The sequence below is a fragment of the Sphingopyxis bauzanensis genome (genome assembly GCF_002205675.1).
Lineage (GTDB): Bacteria > Pseudomonadota > Alphaproteobacteria > Sphingomonadales > Sphingomonadaceae > Sphingopyxis > Sphingopyxis bauzanensis.
The window spans coordinates 593,027-615,467 of sequence record NZ_NISK01000003.1 but is presented as its reverse complement, the minus strand read 5'-3'; the positions used below and the strand labels follow the sequence as shown (position 1 = coordinate 615,467).

Annotated in this window: 23 protein-coding genes and 1 pseudogene; 6 read left to right on the top strand and 18 right to left on the bottom strand. The window is 64.6% G+C overall.

Translation table 11 applies throughout. From position 1 onward, the window contains the following. Positions 1 to 10: 10 nt before the first annotated feature. Positions 11 to 685 (bottom strand): lysoplasmalogenase family protein, encoded by a 675-nt coding sequence (locus tag CDQ92_RS14365; protein WP_088442027.1) that lies wholly within the window; start codon positions 683 to 685, stop codon positions 11 to 13. Positions 686 to 759: 74 nt separating this feature from the next. On the opposite strand from CDQ92_RS14365, the gene trmFO reads away from it, so the two are divergent. Beyond that, the gene (gene trmFO / locus CDQ92_RS14360) at positions 760 to 2,109 is read left to right on the top strand and encodes a methylenetetrahydrofolate--tRNA-(uracil(54)-C(5))-methyltransferase (FADH(2)-oxidizing) TrmFO (RefSeq protein ID WP_088442026.1); all 1,350 of its coding nucleotides are present in this window, start codon (positions 760 to 762) and stop codon (positions 2,107 to 2,109) included. Between the two features lie 163 nt (positions 2,110 to 2,272). Here the strand turns inward: trmFO and CDQ92_RS14355 are convergent, their stop codons facing one another. Continuing rightward, the gene (locus CDQ92_RS14355) at positions 2,273 to 2,704 is read right to left on the bottom strand and encodes a hypothetical protein (protein WP_229667349.1); all 432 of its coding nucleotides are present in this window, start codon (positions 2,702 to 2,704) and stop codon (positions 2,273 to 2,275) included. 108 nt (positions 2,705 to 2,812) lie between these two features. Between CDQ92_RS14355 and CDQ92_RS14350 the strand changes: the two genes are divergently transcribed. Next, positions 2,813 to 3,718, top strand: a complete 906-nt coding sequence (locus CDQ92_RS14350) for a hydrogen peroxide-inducible genes activator (protein ID WP_088442025.1) — start codon at positions 2,813 to 2,815, stop codon at positions 3,716 to 3,718. A gap of 82 nt (positions 3,719 to 3,800) precedes the next feature. On the opposite strand, the gene CDQ92_RS14345 is transcribed toward CDQ92_RS14350, so the two are convergent. From CDQ92_RS14345 to pgsA, 3 genes are read right to left on the bottom strand one after another with little or no spacing between them, the layout of a single operon-like run. Further along, positions 3,801 to 4,265, bottom strand: coding sequence for a molybdenum cofactor biosynthesis protein MoaE (locus CDQ92_RS14345; RefSeq protein ID WP_088442024.1), 465 nt, complete (start codon positions 4,263 to 4,265; stop codon positions 3,801 to 3,803). Next, positions 4,262 to 4,519 carry a MoaD/ThiS family protein gene (locus tag CDQ92_RS14340; protein WP_088442023.1) on the bottom strand — a complete coding sequence of 86 codons (258 nt, stop codon included), beginning with the start codon at positions 4,517 to 4,519 and terminating at the stop codon, positions 4,262 to 4,264. Before CDQ92_RS14340 ends, CDQ92_RS14345 begins: the two co-directional genes overlap by 4 nt. Positions 4,520 to 4,523: 4 nt before the next feature. After that, positions 4,524 to 5,096, bottom strand: a complete 573-nt coding sequence (pgsA, locus tag CDQ92_RS14335; RefSeq protein WP_088442022.1) for a CDP-diacylglycerol--glycerol-3-phosphate 3-phosphatidyltransferase — start codon at positions 5,094 to 5,096, stop codon at positions 4,524 to 4,526. Positions 5,097 to 5,229: 133 nt separating this feature from the next. On the opposite strand from pgsA, the gene CDQ92_RS14330 reads away from it, so the two are divergent. Beyond that, the gene (locus CDQ92_RS14330; RefSeq protein WP_088442021.1) at positions 5,230 to 6,525 is read left to right on the top strand and encodes an MFS transporter; all 1,296 of its coding nucleotides are present in this window, start codon (positions 5,230 to 5,232) and stop codon (positions 6,523 to 6,525) included. 63 nt (positions 6,526 to 6,588) lie between these two features. Here the strand turns inward: CDQ92_RS14330 and CDQ92_RS14325 are convergent, their stop codons facing one another. The 3 genes from CDQ92_RS14325 to nadC form a co-directional block, all read right to left on the bottom strand. Further along, positions 6,589 to 6,810 carry a hypothetical protein gene (locus CDQ92_RS14325; protein WP_088442020.1) on the bottom strand — a complete coding sequence of 74 codons (222 nt, stop codon included), beginning with the start codon at positions 6,808 to 6,810 and terminating at the stop codon, positions 6,589 to 6,591. An 83-nt stretch (positions 6,811 to 6,893) separates the two neighbouring features. Continuing rightward, positions 6,894 to 7,592: a ribonuclease T2 family protein gene (locus CDQ92_RS14320; RefSeq protein ID WP_229667347.1), complete on the bottom strand. Its 699-nt coding sequence runs from the start codon at positions 7,590 to 7,592 to the stop codon at positions 6,894 to 6,896. Positions 7,593 to 7,602: 10 nt separating this feature from the next. After that, positions 7,603 to 8,451, bottom strand: coding sequence for a carboxylating nicotinate-nucleotide diphosphorylase (gene nadC, locus CDQ92_RS14315; RefSeq protein WP_088442018.1), 849 nt, complete (start codon positions 8,449 to 8,451; stop codon positions 7,603 to 7,605). A gap of 105 nt (positions 8,452 to 8,556) precedes the next feature. On the opposite strand from nadC, the gene CDQ92_RS14310 reads away from it, so the two are divergent. Continuing rightward, positions 8,557 to 9,687: an NAD(P)H-dependent flavin oxidoreductase gene (locus tag CDQ92_RS14310; protein WP_088442017.1), complete on the top strand. Its 1,131-nt coding sequence runs from the start codon at positions 8,557 to 8,559 to the stop codon at positions 9,685 to 9,687. A gap of 12 nt (positions 9,688 to 9,699) precedes the next feature. Here the strand turns inward: CDQ92_RS14310 and CDQ92_RS14305 are convergent, their stop codons facing one another. After that, the gene (locus CDQ92_RS14305; protein WP_088442268.1) at positions 9,700 to 10,557 is read right to left on the bottom strand and encodes an amidohydrolase family protein; all 858 of its coding nucleotides are present in this window, start codon (positions 10,555 to 10,557) and stop codon (positions 9,700 to 9,702) included. A gap of 83 nt (positions 10,558 to 10,640) precedes the next feature. Continuing rightward, positions 10,641 to 11,618, bottom strand: a complete 978-nt coding sequence (locus CDQ92_RS14300) for an NADPH:quinone oxidoreductase family protein (RefSeq protein WP_088442016.1) — start codon at positions 11,616 to 11,618, stop codon at positions 10,641 to 10,643. A 71-nt stretch (positions 11,619 to 11,689) separates the two neighbouring features. Between CDQ92_RS14300 and CDQ92_RS14295 the strand changes: the two genes are divergently transcribed. Further along, positions 11,690 to 12,259 (top strand): glycoside hydrolase family 108 protein, encoded by a 570-nt coding sequence (locus CDQ92_RS14295; protein ID WP_373289634.1) that lies wholly within the window; start codon positions 11,690 to 11,692, stop codon positions 12,257 to 12,259. 64 nt (positions 12,260 to 12,323) lie between these two features. Beyond that, a pseudogene (locus tag CDQ92_RS14290) lies at positions 12,324 to 12,701 on the top strand (holin family protein); the annotation flags it as partial. Positions 12,702 to 12,705: 4 nt separating this feature from the next. Here CDQ92_RS14290 and CDQ92_RS14285 read toward each other — a convergent pair. From CDQ92_RS14285 to CDQ92_RS14250, 8 genes are all read right to left on the bottom strand, one after another. Next, positions 12,706 to 13,182, bottom strand: a complete 477-nt coding sequence (locus CDQ92_RS14285) for an SRPBCC family protein (RefSeq protein WP_088442015.1) — start codon at positions 13,180 to 13,182, stop codon at positions 12,706 to 12,708. Further along, entirely contained in the window at positions 13,179 to 15,815 is a 2,637-nt protein-coding gene (gene alaS / locus CDQ92_RS14280) for an alanine--tRNA ligase (protein ID WP_088442014.1), read from the bottom strand. Before alaS ends, CDQ92_RS14285 begins: the two co-directional genes overlap by 4 nt. Positions 15,816 to 15,887: 72 nt before the next feature. Beyond that, positions 15,888 to 16,475 (bottom strand): hypothetical protein, encoded by a 588-nt coding sequence (locus tag CDQ92_RS14275; RefSeq protein ID WP_088442013.1) that lies wholly within the window; start codon positions 16,473 to 16,475, stop codon positions 15,888 to 15,890. Further along, a complete protein-coding gene (locus tag CDQ92_RS14270) occupies positions 16,465 to 17,091 on the bottom strand; it encodes a glutathione S-transferase family protein (RefSeq protein ID WP_088442012.1) in 627 nt (208 codons plus the stop codon). The genes CDQ92_RS14275 and CDQ92_RS14270 overlap by 11 nt, the downstream gene beginning before the upstream one ends. An 18-nt stretch (positions 17,092 to 17,109) precedes the next feature. Next, complete coding sequence (gene speB, locus CDQ92_RS14265; RefSeq protein ID WP_088442011.1) at positions 17,110 to 17,925, bottom strand: agmatinase; 816 nt, start codon at positions 17,923 to 17,925, stop codon at positions 17,110 to 17,112. Positions 17,926 to 18,431: 506 nt separating this feature from the next. Continuing rightward, positions 18,432 to 19,511 carry a recombinase RecA gene (recA, locus tag CDQ92_RS14260; protein WP_088442010.1) on the bottom strand — a complete coding sequence of 360 codons (1,080 nt, stop codon included), beginning with the start codon at positions 19,509 to 19,511 and terminating at the stop codon, positions 18,432 to 18,434. Positions 19,512 to 19,646: 135 nt separating this feature from the next. Then, positions 19,647 to 19,997 carry a response regulator gene (locus CDQ92_RS14255; RefSeq protein ID WP_088442009.1) on the bottom strand — a complete coding sequence of 117 codons (351 nt, stop codon included), beginning with the start codon at positions 19,995 to 19,997 and terminating at the stop codon, positions 19,647 to 19,649. Further along, complete coding sequence (locus tag CDQ92_RS14250) at positions 19,990 to 22,353, bottom strand: hybrid sensor histidine kinase/response regulator (protein WP_229667345.1); 2,364 nt, start codon at positions 22,351 to 22,353, stop codon at positions 19,990 to 19,992. The genes CDQ92_RS14255 and CDQ92_RS14250 overlap by 8 nt, the downstream gene beginning before the upstream one ends. Between the last annotated feature and the right edge of the window lie 88 nt (positions 22,354 to 22,441).

The window sequence follows — 22,441 nt, the reverse complement described above, 5'->3', positions numbered from 1 at the left end:
ACAGGGAGGATCAACTGCGGGTCGCCTCCCGCGACAATATATTCACCACCCCCCACGCAATCAGCGCCTGGCCGCCGAAATACAGCGGCCACACGAGCAACAAGGTGACGTCCTTGCTAAGCGTCCCGCCCTCCCCCGCAAAGATGAACAGGTCGCTGGCCAGAAACGCCATCGCGCCAATCCCGGTGCGATAGCGCGGGAAGCGGCTGATCCACGCCGTCGCTGCCATGATCGCGACCCCGCCAGTATAGGCAATCGCCGCGCCCATCAGCGCTGCCTCCGCCTCGTGCGTCAGCCCCCATGCGATCAGCAACGCCAGCGGTACCAGCACCCACGCCAGCAATTTCTGCGACGACGTCAGGCTGGGCCGCCGATTGCGCAGATACAATATGATCGCGATCAGATGCCCAGTCGCGAAAGCCGTCGCCCCCGCCAGCATTCCGACCGAATCGAGCAACCAATCGCCCAGCGCCCCGAACGCCAGCGCTGCCGCGATCAGCTTGCCATCGCTGCTCCGCGCGTTCGCCGCGGCCCAGACCGCGAGTAGCCCGACCCCTGCCGCCTTCCACGCCCAGATCGCCGGCCCGTCGAGCCGCATATACACCGCAACGAAATAGCTGATACCACCGGCCAGCGCCGCCCACCACAGCCACCGCGCGCGATCCCAACTCTGTCCCCCACTCATCGTCGCCCCTTTGCATCTTGTCCGCAACCCGCCTACTGCGCGGCACATTGGTCGCAAGTCAACGGATAGGGTAAATGGCGCAATACGACGTGCACATCATCGGCGGCGGCCTCGCCGGATCCGAAGCCGCCTGGCAGCTCGCCGAAGCCGGTTTCCGCGTTCGCCTGTCCGAAATGCGCGGCGGCGGCGACATGACCCCGGCGCATCAGGGCGACGCGCTCGCCGAGATGGTGTGCTCCAACAGCTTTCGCAGCGACGACGGCGACAGCAACGCCGTCGGCCTGCTCCACCGCGAGATGCGCACGCTCGGCTCGATCATCATGCGCGAGGCCGATGTCCATAAGGTACCCGCCGGCTCGGCGCTCGCGGTCGACCGTGACCTCTTCTCCGGCGGAGTCACCAACGCGCTCCAAAGCCATCCAAACATTACCATCGTCCGCGAACGCATCGACATGCTGCCGACCGAAGGGCTTACCATCGTCGCCACCGGCCCACTCACCGCCGCCAGCCTCGCCGACAGCATCGGCAGCGCGACCGGCAAGGATGCGCTCGCCTTTTTCGATGCCATCGCGCCCATCGTCTATCGCGACAGCATCGACATGGACATCGCGTGGATGGCGAGCCGCTGGGACAAGGTCGGGCCGATCGGCGACGGCAAGGACTATATCAACTGCCCGATGGACAAGGATCAATATCACGCCTTCGTTCAGGGGCTGGTCGACGGCGACAAGACCGAGTTCAAGGAATGGGAAACCAACACCCCCTATTTCGAAGGCTGCATGCCGATCGAAGTGATGGCCGAGCGCGGTCCCGAAACCTTGCGCTTCGGCCCGATGAAAGGCGTCGGCCTCGACAATCCGCGCACCGGGCGCTGGCCCTATGCGGTGGTCCAGCTGCGCCAAGACAATGCGCTCGGCACGCTGTGGAACATGGTCGGTTTCCAGACCAAGCTGAAGCACGCCGCACAGGTCGAGCTGTTCCGTACCATCCCCGGCCTCGAAAAGGCCGAATTCGCGCGCCTCGGCGGCCTCCACCGCAACAGCTTCATTCGCTCGCCCGAATTGCTCGACGCGCAGTTGCGCCTTAAATCAGCGCCGCACATCCGCTTCGCGGGGCAGATCACCGGCTGCGAGGGCTATGTCGAAAGCGCCGCGATCGGCCTGATCGCCGCGCGCTTCGCCGCTGCCGAACTCGGGGGCCGCGACCTGCTCCCGCCGCCCCCCGAAACGGCGCTCGGCGCGCTGCTCGGCCATATCACTGGTGGCGCGGATGCCGCGAGCTACCAGCCGATGAACGTCAACTTCGGGCTGTTTCCGCCGCTGGCCGAGGATGTGCGGAAGAAGGATCGCAAGCTGGGATATACGGCGCGGGCGGGTGCCGCCCTGGCGGATTGGGTGAAGGTAGCGGAGGGTGTGACGGCCTAAACGTCGCCCCCGCGAAGGCGGGGGCCGCTGGAGGTCATATTCAGCATCGCCGCGTAAAACCGCAGCGGCCCCCGTCTCCGCGCGGGCGACGTGCTTTTCTCGCCGTCTAGCAATTGCGACTTTGCGACCCGGTTCGGCGCCGTCGTCGCAAACTCCGTGCGCGTCAGATCGCCCGACGTATCACCATCGGCCTCGCAAACCGCTCGCCCGTGGCTGCGGCGCACTCCTCGAACGTCAACAGATTAATACCTTCCTTGTCGAACTTGCGAAACGCTGCGGTGCGCGACGACATCAGCTCGACCCGACTGATCCGTTCGTTGCGGTCGCGGTCGAAGCGGTTGAAGCGCCGTTCCTCGCGCGATGCCTCTTTCGAGGCGGGCAGCGCCGGCGGCGCCGGACCACGCTTCGGCGCATTCTCCCCCGCCACCGGGATCGCGGCCAGAGCCGGCGGCGCATCGGGCAGCACCCCCTCCGCGGCAATTTGCGTATTGCCTGCCCACATAAACAGGCCGCCGGTCAGCAGTAGCGCACTCGCCACGCCGCCGATCAGAAAACGGGAAATCGCCCTCCGCCCCTCCGCCTTGTCCGACTCCATTGGCTATCACAGCACCGCGGAAATCGACAACAATCGCCGCCACTATGGCGACGAATAATTATCGCCAAAACCATTCAAAACGACCCGGTTCATGGCTATATCCGATCAATGTCGAACTACCTCCCGACCCTCAAGCAGATGCAATATCTCGTCGCGCTGCACGAACATGGCCATTTCGGCCGCGCCGCCGACGCGTGTAACGTCACCCAGTCGACGCTGTCAGCGGGCATCCGCGAGCTGGAATCCCTGCTCGGGCCGACCCTCGTCGAGCGCACCCGCCGCGTTGTCCGCTTCACCGGGCTCGGCAATGCCATCGTCGAAAAGGCGCACCGGGTTTTGCGCGAGGCCGAGGAACTCGCCGACATGGCCGCCGCCACCGCGGCACCGCTGGTCGGCGACCTGCGGATGAGCGTCATCCCAACCATCGCGCCCTTCCTGCTCCCCGGCATGCTCCGCCTGCTCCGCAAGGAGCGCCCGGCGCTGAAACTGTTCCTACGCGAAGAACCCAGCGCGCAGGCATGCGAATCGCTCCACCACGGCACTGTCGATTGCGTCCTGCTCGCCCTCCCCTACGCGTGCGGTGACGTCGAGAGCGAGGAGCTGTTCGACGATGCGCTGTTCGTTGCCTTCCCCGGCGATCAGTCCGAAGACCTGCCCGCGATGGTCAGCGCCGACCAGATCGACCCAGCGCAGATGCTGATGCTCGAGGACGGCCATTGCCTGAAGGACCACGCCCTCGCCGCGTGCAACCGCCCCGAATTGCGCGCCGGGGCGCGGATGATGGGGACGTCGCTGCACACTTTGGTGCAGATGGTCGACAATGGCCTTGGCATCACGATGCTGCCGCAAATGGCGATCGAGGCCGGCATCCTCGACCACACCGACATCGACACCCGCCCGCTCGATTCGGACCATGACTGGCGCACGATTGCGTTGGTGTGGCGCAAAGGCAGCCCGCGCGCCGACGAGTTCAAAATGCTGGCGGATATTTTCCGCAAACATCGGGCGGATTAAAGAGCCGCGTCTACCAGTTCCAATCGTCATCACCCCGGACTTGATCCGTGGTTCATGCGGTGCCGCGGCTATGGATCCCGGATCAAGTCCGGGATGACGCTGGTATTTGGTCCCAACGCTCCGCGCGCACCTCATCCCCCGCCCGCGCCTCGACCCAAGCGACGCGCCCATCGCCAAACGTCTCGCGCTTCCACAGCATCACGTCGGTCTTCAGCCGGTCGATCAGAAACTCGCACGCCGCCAGCGCCTCGCTGCGGTGCGGGCTGCTCGCGAGCACGAGCACAATTGTGTCGGCTGGCGCCATCGCCCCCACCCTGTGAATCAGCGTCAGCGCCGCCAGCTTCCACCGGTCAGAGGCGGCATGCGCCAGATCGCCCAGTCCCGCTTCGGTCATCACCGGATGATGCTCCAGGAACAGCTCGACCAGCCCGCCATCGCCGCGCACCCGCCCGATAAAGCTGGCACTCGCGCCATGCCCCCCCGCATCATGCAGGTCGAGTTCGGCGCCGACGTCGATCGCCGCCGCCTGCACCGCCACGCGGATCATCCGCCCGTCACCGGCGGGAACAGCGCCACTTCGCGCGCTCCGGCCAGTGGCGCCCCCGGTCTCATCATCACGCCATCGATCGCGACGCGAATCCGCTGAGGCTCGGCAAACGCCAAAGCGCCGCGCGCATCGCGCGCCGCCAGCCACGCCAGCAGCGCGGTCAGGTCGGCAACCTCGACGGGCAGCTCGACAACCTCCTCAGCCACCCCCATCCGCTCGCGCACCCAGGCAAAATAGGAAATCGTCAGCGCCATCGCGCTAGTCCATATGCTTCAGGCCAACGCGCAGATAATCCCAGCCGGTGATCAGCGTCAGCACCGCGGCGCCCCACAGCGACGCCAGCCCGACGATCTTGACCCACTCCATCGCGGGCAGCGCCCCGGCCAGTATCAACGCTCCGAACGCAAGCAGTTGAAACGTCGTTTTCCACTTCGCCAGCTGGGTTACCGGCATCGACACCTGCAACGTTGCGAGAAACTCGCGCAGCCCCGACACGATAATCTCGCGCAGCAGAATCATTAGCGCCGCGATGACGTGATAGCCGGAGATGTCGCGGGTAAAGACGAGCAGCAGGATCACCGCCGCAATCATGATTTTGTCGGCGATCGGATCCAGAAAGGCACCCAGCCGGGACACGATCCCGCGCGAACGTGCCACATAACCGTCAAAATAATCGGTAATGCCCATTAGACAGTACAGACCGAACGCCAGCGCATAATCGATCGGCTTGGGCTGGTGCGATCCTTCGACCACCCCCGGCCACAGCAGAAACAGCAGAATGGGCACCGCGAAAATGCGCGACAATGTCAGGATGTTCGGAAGACTGAGCATGATCCCCGCTGGCGGTCCATTCCAAAATGGGCTTTGACCGCGTCAGCCCTAGCCGATAAGCCCCACCGGCGACAACCAAATTGCCCGCAAATCGCATGGCTATCGACGAATTCTTAAATAGATTGGACCACGCATGACCGGTTCCTTTGCGCTGTTGAAGCAACGCCGGTTCCTGCCTCTTTTTGTCACCCAGCTGCTCGGCGCATTCAACGACAATCTGTTCAAAAACGCGATGGTCTTGTTCGTCGTTTACGGCGTGTTTAACGACGAAGCTTCAGAAACGGCCTTCAGTGCGGTCGCGACGGGCCTGTTTATCCTGCCTTTCTTTCTGCTCTCCGCGCTCTCGGGCCAGCTCGCCGACACGCGCGACAAGGCGCGGATCATCCGCATCGTCAAATTCTGCGAAATCCTGATCATGATCGTCGGCGCCGCCGGACTAATCCTCGCCTGGATGGGCTTTGCGGTGCATCTGATCGCGATCCCACTGATGATGCTCGCACTGTTCGCAATGGGGATTCATTCGACCTTTTTCGGCCCGATCAAATATGCCATTCTGCCGCAACATCTGAAAAGCGACGAAGTGCTCGCGGGAACCGGGTTGGTCGAGGCGGGTACCTATATCGCGATCCTTGCCGGGACGATATTGGCGGGGGTCATCGACGTCGAATGGGCCGCGCTTGCCGTCGTTCTCGTCGCCGCCGTCGGCTATTGGACGGGCCGTCAAGTGCCGCCCGCGCCGCCCGAACATGCAGAAACCGGCATCGACTGGCACATCATTCGCTCGTCGATTACGCTGGTGCGCGGCACGATGCACATCCCGCGCCTGTTTTTGGCGATCCTGTCGATCAGCTTTTTCTGGACGATCGGCGCGGTGCTGTTCATCCAGTTCCCGCCGTTGGTGAAAAATATCCTCCACGCAGATAAAAGCGTCGCCAGCCTGTTCCTTGCGGTCTTTTCAATCGGCATCGCGATCGGCTCGGTCGCTGTGAACCGCTTGCTCAAGGGCCAGGTGTCGGCGCGCTACAGCCCCGCCAGCGTTCTTGTGATGGGCGGCTTCGTGCTCGCCTTTTACTGGGTGTGCCGCAACTGGGAGCATGATCCGTCCGGCGCGATGTACGGCATCGCCGGGTTCCTCGGCCACGCCGACGTCATCCCGCTGCTAACCGCCCTGCTCGGTATCGCGATCAGCGGCGGCATGTTCGTAGTTCCGCTCTACGCCTTTCTGACCACCACCGTCCCCAAGGACCAAACCGCGCGCACCGTCGCCGCCAACAATATCGTCAATTCGGGCGCGATGGTGGCGGGTTCGCTCCTCGCCATCGGGCTGGGCTTCGCCGGCATCGGCGTCGTCGACCAGCTGCTGATGAGCGCGGTGATGTGCCTGATCAGCGCCTGGCTGGCGGTGAAGCTGCACCGGGCGTGTGATTGAGGCCGGGATTGCGCTAGATTCAGCTTCGCGGGGGCGACGGCTATCGTTGGTCGAAGTCCCGCTTCAGATCAAAAACACCATCGTAGCGGTAAAGAACACCGCAAAGCTCTGCAAAAACAGCTTCAGATCGCTGCCCGCAAAGATCGACACCGGCTCGCGGTGCGCCGCCAGCGCCTGCCGCAATTCGCCCTGCCAGTCCGCGGGTGCGCGCAGCCGCGCTATGGTCAGCTGGCGGGCGCTATGCGCCTGAATCCGGCGGCGAATATCGATGTGATCCGAGTCCATACCCGGCAAGCTAAACCGGTCTTAACGACTTGGTAAGGTTAAAAGATCGTTAACGGATGCAGCGTCTCAAAGCGGCACAGGGATTAGTCTTTCAACATCGGCCGCACCCGCACTGTCCGCACATCGCGCGCGCCGACCTGAAACGGCTTGCAGCGCTGCGGCCGCATCCGCGGGCCAAGGCACAGCCGCACTTCCTTCAGCCACCCCTGCCGATCGGTCGTCACCGCGACCATCGGTGCGGTTACCCCCCTGTTGGCCGCGGCAATGGCGCGGCGGACGCTACCCACAGTCTGCGGTTTCGCGGCCAGCGTCGCCATGTCGGGAAAGCGCACCGCGCGGAACAGCATCTCGGCGGAGCGGAAATAGGCCGCCGGGTGCGGGCTCATGCAAGTGCCGTGCTTGGCCCATTCGTGCTGGAGCAGCTGCGCCGACGGCGTCATACACAGATGCTCGCGCAGCACCGGCTGGGGCACGATCCTGGCCGGGCGGCACCATTGCGGATAGTCGCGGCTGTCGGTTTCGGGCCACAGCCCATGGAGCACCCAGCCAAAGCGGCCATTCTCGCCCGCGCACTGGAACCGGTCGCGCGCGTCGCGGGGGCCCCGGACATTGGCGCAATGCTGCGGCGACCAGCTCATCGCTAACAGATAGCCGGTGGTCGGGGTCTTGCGCACCGGCTCGCCGCGCTTGGGCTGTTCGAGCCGCGGCTCCGGGATGCGATCGGGGATCTTGCAGGCGAGCGCCTGGGCCTGGGGTGCAGTGGGCGCGAGCAGCAAGCTCAAGGCTGCAAAGTTATGCCAGCGCAAAATCAAGCCCGACATCCGCCGCGGGCGCCGACTGCGTCAACCGCCCGACCGACACATAGGTCACCCCGGTCGCGCCGATCGCGCCGATTGTGTCGAGTTGCACCCCGCCCGACGCCTCGGTCGGCACCTTGCCGCCAACGATCGCCACACATTCGCGCAGCTCATCCAGCGTCATATTGTCCAGCAACAGGTGCGTCGCCCCGGCGGCAAGCGCGGGCTCGACTTGCGCCACCCGATCGACCTCGACAATGATCGACCCGATCCCCGCCGCGACCGCGCGGCGCACCGCTTCTTCGACCGACCCGGCGACAGCGACATGATTGTCCTTGATCATCGCCGCGTCCCACAATCCCATCCGGTGATTTGTCGCGCCGCCCATCCGTGTCGCATATTTCTCCAGCACCCGCAGGCCGGGGATCGTCTTGCGCGTATCCAGCAGCGTCGCGCCGGTGCCTGCCAGCGTATCGACATACTGCCGCGTCATTGTCGCGATTCCCGACAGGTGCTGCACGGTGTTCAGCGCCGAACGTTCGGCGGTCAGCATCGCGCGCGCATTGCCCGACAGGTGCATCAAATCGCTGCCCGCGGCCACTTCGGCGCCTTCTTCGACTAGGATCTCGATCTCTATGGCAGGATCCAGCGCGCGAAAGAAAGCTTCGGCGATCGGCAGTCCCGCCACAATGATCGCATCACGGCTGTCCATCACCCCGCCAAAGCGCGCATCGGCGGGAATCACTGCCATCGACGTAATATCGCCCCCCGCCCCCAAATCCTCGGCCAGCGTGGCACGAACAAAGGCGTCGAGGTCGAAATCGGGCAGGGACAATTGGGTCATGAGACTGCGATAATGGGCGGCCCCAGCAAATCAACTTGACGTTTACGTAAACTAACGCTGACATGCGCGCTACGTGGCACCTTAGCCCACATCCGGAGAGGCCTAATGCAATCACCCATCTGCGCGATGCTCGATATCGAATTCCCCCTCCTCGCCTTCTCGCACTGCCGCGACGTCGTTGTCGCGGTGTCGAAAGCGGGCGGCATGGGCGTCTTCGGCGCCGCCTCGCTGCCGCCAGAACGGCTTGAGGAGGAGCTCGCGTGGATCGACGCGCATGTTGGCGGCAAGCCCTATGGTGTCGATCTGATCGTCCCGAACAGTTTTGCCGGCAAAGGCGATAGCCGCAGCACGCCGCCGACGATCCCGGACGAGCACAAAGCCTTCGTCGCCGGACTGCTTGAGAAGCATGGAGTCGACGACGGCAATCTCTCGCTGCCCGCTGTCGGCGGCGGCCTCGGCGAAAATATGACCGATGACGGCGCGGCCAAGCTGCTTGAAGTCGCTTTCCGTCACCCGATCAAGCTGATCGCCAACGCGCTCGGCGTCCCGCCGCCGCTGATGCTCGAACTCGGCAAGTGCCATAACGTCCCCGTCGCTGCCCTCGTCGGCACCCGCGATCATGCGTTGGCGCAGGTCCGCGCCGGGGTCGACATCCTCGTTGTCGCGGGCGGCGAAGCGGGCGGTCACTGCGGCGAGGTCGCAACGATGGTGCTGGTTCCGGAAGTCGCGGAAGCGGTCGAAGCCGTCGGCGCGACGACGCCAATCCTCGCCGCAGGCGGCATCGTCACCGGGCGCCAGATGGCCGCGGCAATGGCGATGGGCGCGCATGGCGCCTGGACCGGATCGGTGTGGCTGACCACCGCTGAAGCTGAAACCAATCCGGTGGTGAAGGAAAAGATGCTGCTCGCCAGCTCGCGCGACACGGTGCGCTCGAAAAGCCGCACTGGCAAGCCCTCGCGCCAGCTCCGCTCGCCGTGGACCGACGCCTGGGAGGCCGAGGGTGCGCCTAAGCCGCTGCCGATGCCGCTGCAATCTTTGGTCAGCGAACCGGCGCTACGCAAGGTCGACAAATTGTCCGAAGGCGGCCACGAAGGCGCCAAGGCACTCGCCACCTATTGGGTCGGCCAAGGGGTCGGGCTGATGAACGAGGCGATGGGCGCCGGGCAGGTCGTGCAGGAGTTCAAGGTCGACTGGATCGCCGCCTGCGAACGGTTGAACGGCTTTATCGGCGACTGACCGGCGGCGCGATCAGTCGAGGCCGAGCAATCTTCGGGCGTTACCGTCGCGGATCTGTGCCCGCTCGGCATCGGTGAGATCGAGCTTTGCGAACGCGTCGAGCGTTTTGGCAAGCGAGAATTGCGGATAGTCCGAACCGAGCAGCAGCTTGTCGGTGCCAACGTTGCGCATCGTCCAGATGAACTCCTCCTCGATCGGTGAATCGGCGGCGATGACGACGCTGGCGCTGATGTCGAAATAGACATTGTCGCCGAACAGATTTTCCGCCGTCCGCGCCAGCGCCAGCATGTTCCAGAAGCGGAACTGCAACGCGCCCATGTGCGCGAAGATGAAGCGCGTCCTCGGCGCCGCCAGCGCAAGGTTGAACAGCTTTTCATTGTCGGCGGGGACGATGCTGGCATTGTCCATCAGGACAATCAGCCCGACCTCGCCCGCGCGGCGGACGAGCGCCAGCACGCGCGGGTCGGCGGCGTCGAATTGCTGGGTGTGCGGGTGTATCTTAAGCAGCTGGACCCCGCGCGCGGCTACGCGCTCGACCTCCGCCAGCGCTGCGGCATCGTCATAGGGGTGAACGGTGGCGATCGGGATGATGTCCTTGTGCGTCGCCGCCAGCGCGATGATCCCGTCATTGCCCGCGCGAATGCGGTCGGGGTCGCCGGCACGCGCCTGATTGGGACCGCCAAACCACATCGCGCCGATGCCCGAGACCGCCCGCCCCGCCGCCTTCGCCTGTTCGCGATAGGCACGCAGCGATTCTTCACCCTTCCACAGATGGACGTGGATATCGACAACGGGCGCTTCGCCGGGTGCGGCGGCGTCCGGAGCGAGACCCAGCGCCGAATAGGCGAGCACGAGCGACAAGAAACGCATGATAACTCCTGACAGGTTGACCGGCGCGGCTTTTGCCACAGCGCGGTGTCCGGCGGCAATGATGCCCGAGACAAGATCGATAGTCAGGGGCGCAGAACGACCTTCCCCACCACCTCGCGCCGCTGGATCATCGCAAAGCCTTCGCGCCAGTCGGCAAGGTCGAGCGCGGCATGGATGTGCGGGCGGATCGTCCCCGCCGCCGCCAGCGCGTCGATCGCCGCGACATTCTCCGCGCCGCGCTCGGGAAAGCGGCGACCATATTCGCCCGCACGCACCCCGACGATCGAAAAGCCCTTGATCAGCGGCATGTTCACCGACACCTCGGGAATCCGCCCCGACGCAAAGCCGATCACCAGCAAGCGCCCGCCGAACGCGATACAGCGCGTCGATTCGTCGAATATATCGCCCCCGACGGGGTCGAAGATGACATCGGCGCCGCCGCCATCGGTGAGTTCTTTCACCCGATCACGAAAGCCCGGCCCGCCGTCGATCACCGCATCGGGCGCATAGAGCCGCGCCATCGCATCGCGCTTGTCGGCGCTACTCGCCGCAGCGATCACGCGCGCGCCGAGCGCTTTCGCTAGATCGACGGCCGCCAGCCCGACGCCCCCCGCCGAACCATGCACCAGCACCCACTCGCCCAGCTCGACCCGCGCGCAGCGGACCAACGCGACATAGGCGGTGAGGTACGCGACAGGATAGGCCGCCGCTTCCTCCCACGTTAGCCGTTCGGGCTTCGCGCGCAGCGCCGCGGTCGGTGCGACGCAATATTCGGCCATCGCGCCGAAACGGTTGCCGCCGACGACCGCGTCGCCGACCTGCCAATCGGAGACCCTTTCGCCCAGCGCATCGACCTCACCGGCAAACTCCAGCCCCGAAACAAACGGCAGGTCGGGCTTGAACTGATAATCACCGCGCGTCATCAGCAGGTCGGGGAAATTCACCGCTGCCGCGCGCACCCGCACCCGCACCTCGCCCGGTCCGGGCTGCGGCACCGGCACATCCGCCAGCGCGGCTCCTGCATGATCGGGCAACAATTCGGTGACCTGCAAAGCGCGCATGGAGAAAAGTCTTTCCTACAATACTCCAATATGGTTCGTTTTATTCGTTAAACCAACCACATGAGCGACACATGTCTATATCCGATTGCGCGCCCATCGAAGCCGACGCGCTTATCGATGCCGTAATCGACCGCGAAGGCCAATATGTAAACCGCCCCGCAGACTGCGGCGGCGCGACTTGCTGGGGAATCACCGAAGCGGTTCCCCGCGGGCAGGGTTATCATGGCGCCATGCGCGACCTGCCGCGCACCACCGCCGTAGAAATCTATCGCCAGATTTACTGGCTCCGCCCCGGCTTCGACAAGATTGCATTGCGTGCCCCGCAAATCGCCGCCGAATTGTTCGACACTGGCGTCAACATGGGCACCAGCACCGCCGTCGGCTTCCTCCAGCGTGCGCTCAATGCCCTCAGCCGTACCGCGCGCGACTATCCCGACATTGCCGTCGACCGCGACATCGGCCCGCGCACGTTTGCGGCGCTCTACGGCTTTCTGAAAGCGCGCGGCGAAGGCGGCGAAACGGTACTGCTGCGCGCGACGGAGGCGCTGCAGGGCGGACGCTGCATCGCACTCGCCGAACGCCGCCCCAGCCAGGAGGCGTTTCTTTACGGCTGGCTCGCCAACCGGATCGGCCCGCAATGAACGCCGTTCACAGGCCTCGACCGATCATAAACTTTGACAACTTCCGATAAAAGGACATCCAACCATGAGCATCATCGAAGGCCTGATTGGGCCCATCGCCAAGCTGGTCGACAAGATCATCCCCGACCCCGAAGCACGCGACGGCGCCAAGCTCGAACTGGTCAAGATGGAGGGCAGCCAAGATATGGAAGCGATCCGCACCCGGATGACCGCGATCGTCGCCGAAGCGAACAGCGTCGACCCTTGGACCAGCCGCGCACGGCCGAGCTTCCTCTATGTCATGTACGCGCTACTGCTGTGGGCCATCCCGATGGGCCTGATCGCTGCGGCGCGGCCCGAGATGGCGAAGGACATTGCCGAGGGGATGAATGCCTATCTCGCCGGGATTCCTGAACCGCTCTACGCGCTCTTTGCCACGGGGTATCTGGGCTACAACGCGGCGACGGCTATTCTTCCACCACCCTCGCCAGATTCGCCAACGACGATTTCAACCCCGCCTCATGATCCTTCGCCGAAATCCCCGGCGGCACATGATGCGCGTCGATTGTCACCAGCGTACCGCCGCCTTGCCGCGACAGATACCAGTGCATCGCCATCGTCCCGGAAAAGCGCGGGTCGTCGGAGACGAATTCGACCTCCCACACGATCAGGCGACCGTCGTCGAGCGTCGGAATATAGACCTCGACGACATCGCTGTCGTCGTCGCTCTTGGTTTCGACGTCGGCATCGTCAAACGTCAGCCGCATCAGAAAGCCGCCACCCGCGCGCAAATCGACATGCTCGAATTCGCCGGTCGCGCCCTCGGGCGGCAACCATTGCGCAAGCTTCACCTCGCTGGTGAATGCCGAAAAAACATCGACCAACGGCGCCGCAATCAGCCGTTCGGCATGATCGGTGCGCCGCGTTTTCTTGGTCGGTTTCAAGCGAGCGCGGCTTTGACCGCGGCCACCGCCGCATCGGCCGCGCCGCCATCCGGACCGCCGCCCTGCGCCATGTCGGGCCGGCCCCCGCCACCCTGCCCGCCCAGCGCCCCGACCGCCAGCTTGACGAGATCGACCGCATTATGGGCCAAGCCCTCGGTCACACCGACCGCCACCGAAGCGCGCCCGTCGTTGACCGCGACGAGCATCGCGACACCGCTGCCGACCTGCTTCTTCAGCCCGTCGACGGTGCCGCGCAGTTCCTTGGGATCGAGTCCATCGACGACCTGCGCGATGAACGCCGTATCGCCCACCTGTTCGACAGCCGGACCGCTTGCAGCGCCACCGCCGCCCATTGCCAGCGCCTTCTTGGCATCGGCGAGATCGCGCTCGGCCTTTTTCAACGCCTCGGCCAGCTGCGCGACGCGCGCCGGGACATCGTCGGGCGACGTCTTGAGCGCCGCCGCGGCCGCCTTCAACGCTTCGTCGCGCCCGTTCAGCCACGCCCGCGCCGCCTCGCCGGTCAGCGCCTCAATCCGACGCACACCTGACGCTACCGCCGATTCGCCAATGATCTTGAGCAACGCAATATCGCCCAGCGCCCGCACATGCGTCCCGCCGCACAGTTCAACCGAATAATGATTGCCGGTCACCTTGCCCATGCTCAGCACGCGCACTTCGTCGCCATATTTCTCGCCGAACAGCGCCAGCGCGCCCGCCGCGACGGCGTCGTCGGGGGTCATCAGCCGCGTCGTCACCGCCTCATTGCCGCGGATCTGCGCATTCACGTCGGCCTCGACGTCGGCGATCTCTTCGGCGCTCAGCGCCTTGGGATGCGAGAAGTCGAACCGGAAACGATCTTCGGCAACCAGGCTGCCCTTCTGCGTCACATGCCCGCCCAGCCGATTGCGCAGCGCCGCATGCAGCAAGTGCGTCGCGCTGTGGTTGGCGCGGATGCGGTCGCGGCGTTCGGCATCGACGGTCAGCTGCACCGTATCGCCGACCTTCAGACTACCCGCCTCCAGCTTCGCATGATGCGCGTGCAGCCGCCCCAGCGGCTTGCCGGTGTCGCTGACCAACGCCTTCGCGCCGCCCAGCGTCGCGATCGTGCCGCTGTCGCCCATCTGGCCGCCGCTCTCGCCGTAAAAAGGTGTCTGGTTGGTCAGCACGACCAGATCGTCGCCCGCCTTGGCATCGTCGACCTGCACGCCGTCCTTGACCAGCGCGATCACCTGGCCTTCGCCGACGGTGGCGCCGTAGCCGGTGAATTCGGTGCTGCCATTGGCTTCGGCGAGATCGAACCAGATTTCCTCCGACGCCTTTTGCCCGCTGCCCTTCCACGCCGCGCGCGCCGCCGCCTTCTGCTGCGCCATGGCTGCGTCGAAGCCCGCACGGTCAACCGCAATGTCCTGCGTCCGCAACGCATCCTCGGTCAAGTCATAAGGGAAGCCAAAGGTGTCGTAGAGCTTGAACGCGACGTCGCCGGGCAAGGTCGCCCCCGCACCCATGCCAACCGTCGCTTCGTCGAGCAGCCGCAGCCCCTTGTCGAGCGTCTGGCGGAACTTGGTTTCCTCGCGCTCCAATGTCTCGGCGATCAGCGGCTGCGCGCGGATCAGCTCAGGATAGGCGGCGCCCATCTCGGCGGTCAGCGACGGCAGCAGCCGGTACATCAAAGGATCCTTGGCGCCGAGCAGATGCGCGTGGCGCATCGCGCGGCGCATGATCCGGCGCAGCACATAACCGCGCCCTTCGTTCGACGGCAGCACGCCGTCGGCAACAAGGAAGCTGGATGCGCGCAGGTGGTCGGCGATCACGCGGTGGCTCGCCTGCGTCCCGCCCTCCGCGGGCACCCCGGTCAGCTCGACCGATGCCGCGATCAGCGCCTTGAACGTATCGGTGTCATAATTGTCGTGGACGCCCTGCAGCACCGCGGCAACGCGCTCCAGCCCCATGCCGGTATCGATACTGGGCCGCGGCAGATCGACCCGATCGCCGGGGCCGCGCTGGTCGTACTGCATGAACACGAGGTTCCAGATTTCAACGAAGCGATCGCCGTCCTCTTCGGGCGACCCCGGCGGGCCGCCCAAGATATGGTCGCCGTGGTCGTAGAAGATTTCGCTGCACGGCCCGCATGGCCCGGTGTCGCCCATCGACCAGAAATTGTCGTTGGTTGCGATGCGGATGATCCGCTCTTCAGGGAGTCCCGCGATCTTCTTCCACAGCGCGAATGCCTCGTCGTCGGTGTGATAGACGGTCACGGTCAGCCGCTCGGGCGCCAGCCCCCAGGTCTTGGTGATCAGGTTCCACGCGTGATGGATCGCCTGTTCCTTGAAATAGTCGCCAAACGAGAAATTGCCCAGCATTTCAAAGAAGGTGTGATGCCGCGCGGTGAAGCCGACATTGTCGAGGTCGTTATGCTTGCCGCCCGCACGCACGCACTTCTGCGCCGACACCGCGGTGCTGTACGGACGCTTTTCCAGCCCGGTGAAGACATTCTTGAACGGCACCATCCCGGCGTTGACGAACATCAACGTCGGGTCGTTGTACGGCACCAGCGGCGCCGACGGCTCGATATGGTGCCCGGTGCCCCCGAAATAGTCGAGGAACGAGCGGCGAATGTCGTTGGTCGATGTCATCGCCGCGAATTAGGGATTTTGCAGGCATGCGACAAGCCGCTTCGTGTCGATGACCATCAACGCCGGAATCGATCAAAAAGCGGTCGCAATCCCCTTACCCAGATAACAGGGTAATTGGCGCAGCACGTCGGCCTTGGGTATCCCATCCTCAATCAATTCGGCGGGCACTTGCGAAGTGTCGGTGCGCACCACGGTCCAGTCGGCGCCGGGGGCGGTGCGATGGACCGCGACATAGCCGCAGTCCATCGTGCCGTCCTTGCGATCGCCGCGAAAATCGAATGCGGCGTAAAGCCCCAGCGGCTGCCCCGCGGGATCGGCGTACCAGCTGACGCGCAGCACGCGGAGGGTACCATCGGCCCACAGGCTCGGGCGCTTGCGCAGGTTCATTTCCCATTCGAGCCGCGGGTTCGATGCCTGGAACGACAGCCGCAGCATCGCATAGGCACTCGCATAATCACGCTTCGCGAGCGCCATCGTGTAGGCGGCAAAGCGGCCCATCGCGGCGCTTTCGTCGGCCGCCGCGACGGTTAACGCCGCGCCGTCGGCACCCGTCGCTATCCGTTCGACCTCGGGACTAAGCGGCGGCACCTGCGCCGCGGCCGCGCTGGCAATCATCCCCAGCGCGGCCAGCGGCAGCCAACGCCGCCGGTCAATAGCCATAATAGGCGCCGCCCTTTTCGCGCGCACGCTGCCAGGCGGGGCGCGCATGGCACGCGTTCACAAAGGCCGCGAGCTTGGGATAGCGCGGCGCCATCCCCTGCATGATCGCGATTTCGGCGGGAAAGCTCAGCATGATATCGGCCGCCGACAGGCTGTCGCCGATGAAATGTCCGCTGTCGCCGACACGGCTCTCCATATAGGCGAAATGCGCGTCGAGTTGCTGGTTGATCCGTGGTTCGAGCGGCGCCGCCGCCTCGCCCAGCCGCGCGGTATAGATGCGCAGCAGGATCGGCGTCATGGCCGACCCTTCGGCAAAATGCAGCCATTCGAGGTGGCTGATATGGTCGTCGGTGCCGCGCGCAGGAACCAGATGCGCGCCGCCGTGCCGCTCACACAGATATTCGGTGATCGCGCCCGATTCGATGATTACGCGGCCATCGTCTTCGATAACCGGCGATTTGCCGAGCGGATGTACCGCGATCAGTTCGGGCGGCGCCAGGTTGGTGGTCGCATCGCGGTCATAATTTTTGACCTCGAAAGGCGCACCGATTTCCTCGAGCAGCCACAAGATGCGCTGCGAGCGGCTGTTGTTCAGATGGTGGACGATCAGGGTCATGCTACTCTCCTCAAAGCGTTAGTTCTTGTAGGTGCCGTTGCGGTCGATCAGCGCCGCGAGTTCGCGGACCAGCTTGGCGCCGAGGATCGCAGTGACATCGCCGACGTCGCGGCCGGGATGATGCTCGACGATGTCGGCGCCGACGATCGGCGCGGTCTGTTTGTGCAGCACCGCCAGAACCTCGCGTACCGTCAATCCACCCGGCTCGGGATGCGCGATGCCGGGCGCCGCCGACGGATCGATGCCGTCGAGGTCGATCGAGATGTAAAGCGGTCCGTCGAGCACCGGGACCCGATCGGGGGTAAAATCGGCCATCGGAATAACTTCAACCTTGAAGCGCGCCACTTGCTCCCGGCAATGGCGGTTGAGGGTGCGAATACCGACCTGCACCAGACGTGCCGCGTGGCCGGCTTCGCAAATGCGCGCAAAGGGCGAGGCATGGCTGCGCGGGTTGCCAGCGAAATCGTCATAGAGATCAGGGTGGGCATCGAAATGGAGGATGTTCACCGGCCCAAAACCGGTCGCCGCGGCCTCGACGAGCGGAAAGGTCACCGCATGATCACCCCCCAGCGCCAGCGGCACCTCGCCATCCTCCTGCAACATCACGACATGGCGGCGGATCGCGGCATCGTCCTGCGAGGTATTTTCGGTCAGCTGCAGGTCGCCATCGTCGGTGAACGCAATGTCGGTGCCGATCTCAGCGCCAAGCTCACTCGCCATATTGCCGCGCTCGCTGAACAGCGCCGCGCGGATCGCCGCGGGACCGGCAGCGGCGCCGCGTTCGAAGCTGCTGTTGATATCGGTGGGTAGGCCGAAAAGGCGGATTGCGGGCATCGCTCACTTGTACCTGTTGGCGGACCGCGCGCAAGGCACGGCAAGAGGGATCGCGATCGTGAAACGGGATAACGGCGCGCCGGTGAAGGATGTTTAGTCGATAGCACCCTTGCCACCCCCGTTCACAGCGAGGGAAGGCGAGATGCACCTGGGAGCCGAGCCTCACCAATGAGTGACGACTTCGCTCGACACGAACGGACGTGAAAAGGCGCCAACTAACGAACAGAAGCAGACCTGCGCTTTCGTCACCCCGGACTTGATCCGGGATCCATCCGTCTTCTCGGTATAGGGCGGTGCAAGGCCTCATGGACCCCAGATCAAGTCCGCGGTGACGAAGACATGAGGGTCACTCCCCGCCCCAAGCCGCCATCTCCGACAAAGCAGCCATCATAAAGGTCAACGGCCGGCGGGCCCACCTGCGGGGAGAGGGGAGTGCAGGTGCAAGGGGCTGGAGACCCGCCGCCGTTTCCCGATCGGTCCGCAAATGCGAACCGACCGGATCGGGATCAATTGCCGTCGTCGCCTTCGTCGTCGGGGCCGGCCATCATTTCTTCGGCCACCGCGTCGGTGCGGCTGCGGATCGCGGCTTCGAGCCGGTCCATAAGTTCGGGATTTTCCTTGAGGAAGGTCTTTGCATTTTCACGGCCCTGGCCGATGCGAATCGAGTCATAGCTGAACCAGGCGCCCGACTTTTCGACGATTCCGGCCTTAACGCCAAGATCGAGGATCTCGCCGATCTTGGAGATGCCCTGCCCGTACATGATGTCGAATTCGACCTGTTTGAACGGCGGCGCGACCTTATTCTTCACGACCTTGACCTTGGTCGTGTTGCCGACGATTTCGTCGCCATTCTTGATCTGGCCGGTGCGGCGGATGTCGAGGCGGACCGAGGCGTAGAATTTCAGCGCGTTGCCGCCGGTGGTGGTTTCGGGGTTACCGTACATCACGCCGATTTTCATGCGCAGCTGGTTGATGAAGATCACCATGCAGCGCGAACGGCTGATCGAGCCGGTGAGCTTGCGCAGCGATTGCGACATCAAACGCGCTTGCAGGCCGACATGGGTGTCGCCCATCTCGCCCTCGATTTCGGCGCGCGGGACCAGCGCGGCAACCGAATCGACGACGAGCACGTCGATCGCGTTCGAGCGCACCAGCGTGTCGACGATTTCGAGCGCCTGTTCGCCGGTGTCGGGCTGTGAGATGATCAGTTCGTCGATATTGACACCGAGCTTGCGCGCATAAACCGGGTCGAGCGCATGTTCGGCATCGACAAAGGCGACGGTGCCGCCGCCCTTTTGCGCTTCGGCGAGGACGTGCAGCGCCAGCGTGGTCTTGCCCGAGCTTTCGGGGCCATAGATTTCGATGACGCGGCCGCGAGGCAGGCCGCCGACGCCGAGCGCGATGTCGAGGCCGAGCGACCCGGTCGAGATCGCCTCGACCTGCATCGCCTCCTTCGAGCCCAATTTCATCACCGAGCCCTTGCCAAAGGCGCGATCGATCTGCGCGAGCGCGGCGTCGAGCGCCTTCTGCCTGTCCGTGTTGTTCACTGATTTCCCCGATTCGACGAGTGACAATTGACTGGCCATTTGCCGTCCTTTCCAGCTCTAGAGCGACGACAGAAACATCGCAACGCCGAACCCGTGTACGGTATTTGTTCCTGCAGAACAAGAGGGGAACAAATTATTCTGTCGCCATCGTCGCTGCGCAGACGGCGGAAAAAGTCAGGTTGCGAATTCGGCTAGCGCGGCCTCGATATCGCTGATCCGAAAAGGTTTGGCGACCAGCCGACGATGGGCATGCGCGGGTGGCAAAATGTCGCCGCCGCCCGACGTGAAGGCAAAAGGAATTCCCCGCTCGGCCAGCGCATCCGCGACCGGCCAGCCCTTTTCATCCCCCAAGTTGATATCGACGAGCGCGCCGCCCAATGGCTCGTTCGCGATGATCGCCAGCGCCTCTTCCCTGCTCGCCGCCTGCGCGGGTTCGGGCAGCCCGAGCGCGTCGAACATGTCGGCAAGCATCATACCGATCAGCACATCGTCCTCGACGAGCAGGATTCGCAAATTATCAGCCATTATTCACCCGATGTGCGGCATCGTCGAGCGCCGCCGATGTTGCCTCGGTGAGCTGCGCGACCGAAAAGGGTTTGGGCAGAAATGCGACGTCGTCGATATTGATCGAATGCCTGAGCTGCTCCTCGGCATAGCCCGACATAAACAGCACGGGCAGGTCGGGTCGCTTGGCGCGCAGCGCGCGCACCATCGCGGGACCGTCCATCGTCGGCATCACGACGTCGCTGATGATTAAATCGACCTGTGCCATCTGGGCAAAGCGTTCGAGCCCTTCCTCGCCTTGCGATGCGGTGACGACGCTGTAACCCGCGCGGGTCAGCGCGCGTTCGGCCACCGCGCGCACCATATCCTCGTCCTCGACGAGCAGGATCGTCCCAGTCCCCCATTGGCTTTTCTTCGGTTTAACAGGCGGCGGCGCCACCACCGGAGTGTCGGTGCCGACGCGGTGGACGGGGAGGTAAATCGAAAAGCTCGTCCCCTGCCCCGGCGCGCTGTCGGCAAAGATATAACCCGCCGATTGCTTGATAATGCCATACACCGTCGACAGGCCAAGGCCGGTCCCCTTGCCGACATCCTTGGTGGTGAAGAAGGGTTCGAAAATCTTGGGTAATACATCGGCGGCGATGCCGGTGCCGGTGTCGCTGACCTTGAGCGCGCAATAATCGGCGGGCGGCATGAATTCATGGCCCATCTGGCGCACGTCTGCCGCCGATACCGGATAGGTTTCGATCGTCAGCGTCCCGCCGCCCGGCATCGCATCGCGCGCGTTGACCGCGAGGTTGATGATAACCTGTTCGAGCTGCCCGGGGTCGGCGCGCACCGCGCCCAGCCCGCGGCCGTGGTGCACCGCCAGCTGCACCGTCTCACCGATCAGCCGTTTGAGCAAATGCGACACTTCCGAAATCACATCGGGCAGCTGCAATATCTGCGGCCGCAGCGTCTGCTGGCGCGAAAAGGCCAGCAATTGCCGCGTCAGGCTGGCGGCGCGGTTGGCGTTGCTGCGAATCTGCTGGATGTCGTCATAATCGCTGTCGCCGGGCGTGTGACGCATTAACATTAGATCGCAGGCGCCGAGCACCGCGGTCAGGATATTGTTGAAATCATGCGCAACGCCGCCCGCGAGCTGGCCGACGGCTTGCATCTTCGATGCCTGCGCGACCTGGCGCTTCAGGCGCGATTCCTCGCTCGAATCCTTCAGGCTGAGTAGCACCGCCGCCTCGCCCAGCCCGCGCACCCCCACGATCCGGATCGACACCGGGTCGCCGCTCTGGCCCGCCAGCCGAATCGACAGGTCGCCGCCGACCTGCTGACCGCTGCTGTGGCGGCGGATCATGTCGGCCAACGGCCCCTTGTCCTCACTGACGACGATGTCGCCGGGGTAGCGCGGCATCTTGCCTTCGCCCAGGTTCGCTGCGCGCACAAAAGCACGGTTCATATAGAGGAAACGCCCGTCGCGATCGACCATCGCCAGCCCGAACGGCAGCAGCGACAGCAAGGTTTCGACATAGGTCTGCGCGGTACCGCGGTCGGCCGGCCCCATTTCCTCGTCGAGCAGCGCGAGCAGCACCGGGGTGTTGCTGTCGGCGGGCGCGAGCGGGATTTGCAACATGCGTACCGGGGTCGCGCAATCGCCCTCGCGCGCGAAATAGAGGGCGCCGCCGTCGTCGATGCGCAGCATCGGGGCGACATCGCGGCCGGCATAATGGCCCGCATCATCCTCACCCAGCGCGCGCAGCAGAAACGCCTGATTGGCGACGCGCAGACGCCCCTCGGCGTTGACGAGCGCCGCCATCACCCCGGCATGGCTGAGCGTGCGGCCCGCAGGACCATCAAGGTGGCGGGTGATCTCCGACGCCAGATCAAGCCGTTCGAGTGCCGAGAAACGCCAGACCAGATAATCCTCCGCCTGGCCGGTCCGCGTCACCTGCGCGCGCAATTGCAGTGGCCCGATCGCTAGGTCGTCGGCGCGTCCCTCGCCATCGCGCCACGCCATACGCCCGGCATTCTTCAGCACATCGGCGCCGCGCCCCTCGAGCGGCAGCCCCGGTGGCGTCACGAAGCCGCCCATCCAGGTGCCGAACAAATCGTTTGCGCATACCATGCGACCGGCGCGGTCGGTGACCGCGATTGCGACATCTTCATGATTGACCGCCTGCCGCAGCATCGTCCAGTCCGGCGGCGCCGTATCACCCGCGACGACGGCGGGGAACAAGCGGCGCGCAAGTACCACCCCGCCGACCGCAACCGCAAGCCCGGCGACAAAACCGGCGGCAAGCACCGTATCGCGCGTCGCCCAGAATAGAAGCGCGGTCGACAACAGTGCCAGCCCGCCGAGCAGGCCCACATCGACCCGTGACAACCTCGGCGGCACCGAAAGTGGGCCGACAGCACCCACCCCCCTGCCGATATCAGAATCAGCGGAAGGCAGGCTCGTCGCGGTCAATGAC

Coding starts and splice junctions, on each gene's coding strand:
- CDQ92_RS14310 (WP_088442017.1), top strand. CDS start 8,557: ATGCAATCACCCATCTGCGCGATGCTCGATATCGAATTCCCCCTCCTC.
- trmFO (WP_088442026.1), top strand. CDS start 760: ATGGCGCAATACGACGTGCACATCATCGGCGGCGGCCTCGCCGGATCC.
- recA (WP_088442010.1), bottom strand. CDS start 19,511: ATGGCCAGTCAATTGTCACTCGTCGAATCGGGGAAATCAGTGAACAAC.
- CDQ92_RS14350 (WP_088442025.1), top strand. CDS start 2,813: ATGTCGAACTACCTCCCGACCCTCAAGCAGATGCAATATCTCGTCGCG.
- CDQ92_RS14295 (WP_373289634.1), top strand. CDS start 11,690: ATGTCTATATCCGATTGCGCGCCCATCGAAGCCGACGCGCTTATCGAT.
- CDQ92_RS14325 (WP_088442020.1), bottom strand. CDS start 6,810: ATGGACTCGGATCACATCGATATTCGCCGCCGGATTCAGGCGCATAGC.
- CDQ92_RS14330 (WP_088442021.1), top strand. CDS start 5,230: ATGACCGGTTCCTTTGCGCTGTTGAAGCAACGCCGGTTCCTGCCTCTT.
- CDQ92_RS14345 (WP_088442024.1), bottom strand. CDS start 4,265: ATGATCCGCGTGGCGGTGCAGGCGGCGGCGATCGACGTCGGCGCCGAA.
- CDQ92_RS14300 (WP_088442016.1), bottom strand. CDS start 11,618: ATGCGCGCTTTGCAGGTCACCGAATTGTTGCCCGATCATGCAGGAGCC.
- CDQ92_RS14275 (WP_088442013.1), bottom strand. CDS start 16,475: ATGGCTATTGACCGGCGGCGTTGGCTGCCGCTGGCCGCGCTGGGGATG.
- CDQ92_RS14340 (WP_088442023.1), bottom strand. CDS start 4,519: ATGGCGCTGACGATTTCCTATTTTGCCTGGGTGCGCGAGCGGATGGGG.
- pgsA (WP_088442022.1), bottom strand. CDS start 5,096: ATGCTCAGTCTTCCGAACATCCTGACATTGTCGCGCATTTTCGCGGTG.
- speB (WP_088442011.1), bottom strand. CDS start 17,925: ATGCCCGCAATCCGCCTTTTCGGCCTACCCACCGATATCAACAGCAGC.
- CDQ92_RS14305 (WP_088442268.1), bottom strand. CDS start 10,557: ATGCGTTTCTTGTCGCTCGTGCTCGCCTATTCGGCGCTGGGTCTCGCT.
- nadC (WP_088442018.1), bottom strand. CDS start 8,451: ATGACCCAATTGTCCCTGCCCGATTTCGACCTCGACGCCTTTGTTCGT.
- alaS (WP_088442014.1), bottom strand. CDS start 15,815: ATGACATCGACCAACGACATTCGCCGCTCGTTCCTCGACTATTTCGGG.
- CDQ92_RS14355 (WP_229667349.1), bottom strand. CDS start 2,704: ATGGAGTCGGACAAGGCGGAGGGGCGGAGGGCGATTTCCCGTTTTCTG.
- CDQ92_RS14255 (WP_088442009.1), bottom strand. CDS start 19,997: ATGGCTGATAATTTGCGAATCCTGCTCGTCGAGGACGATGTGCTGATC.
- CDQ92_RS14270 (WP_088442012.1), bottom strand. CDS start 17,091: ATGACCCTGATCGTCCACCATCTGAACAACAGCCGCTCGCAGCGCATC.
- CDQ92_RS14365 (WP_088442027.1), bottom strand. CDS start 685: ATGAGTGGGGGACAGAGTTGGGATCGCGCGCGGTGGCTGTGGTGGGCG.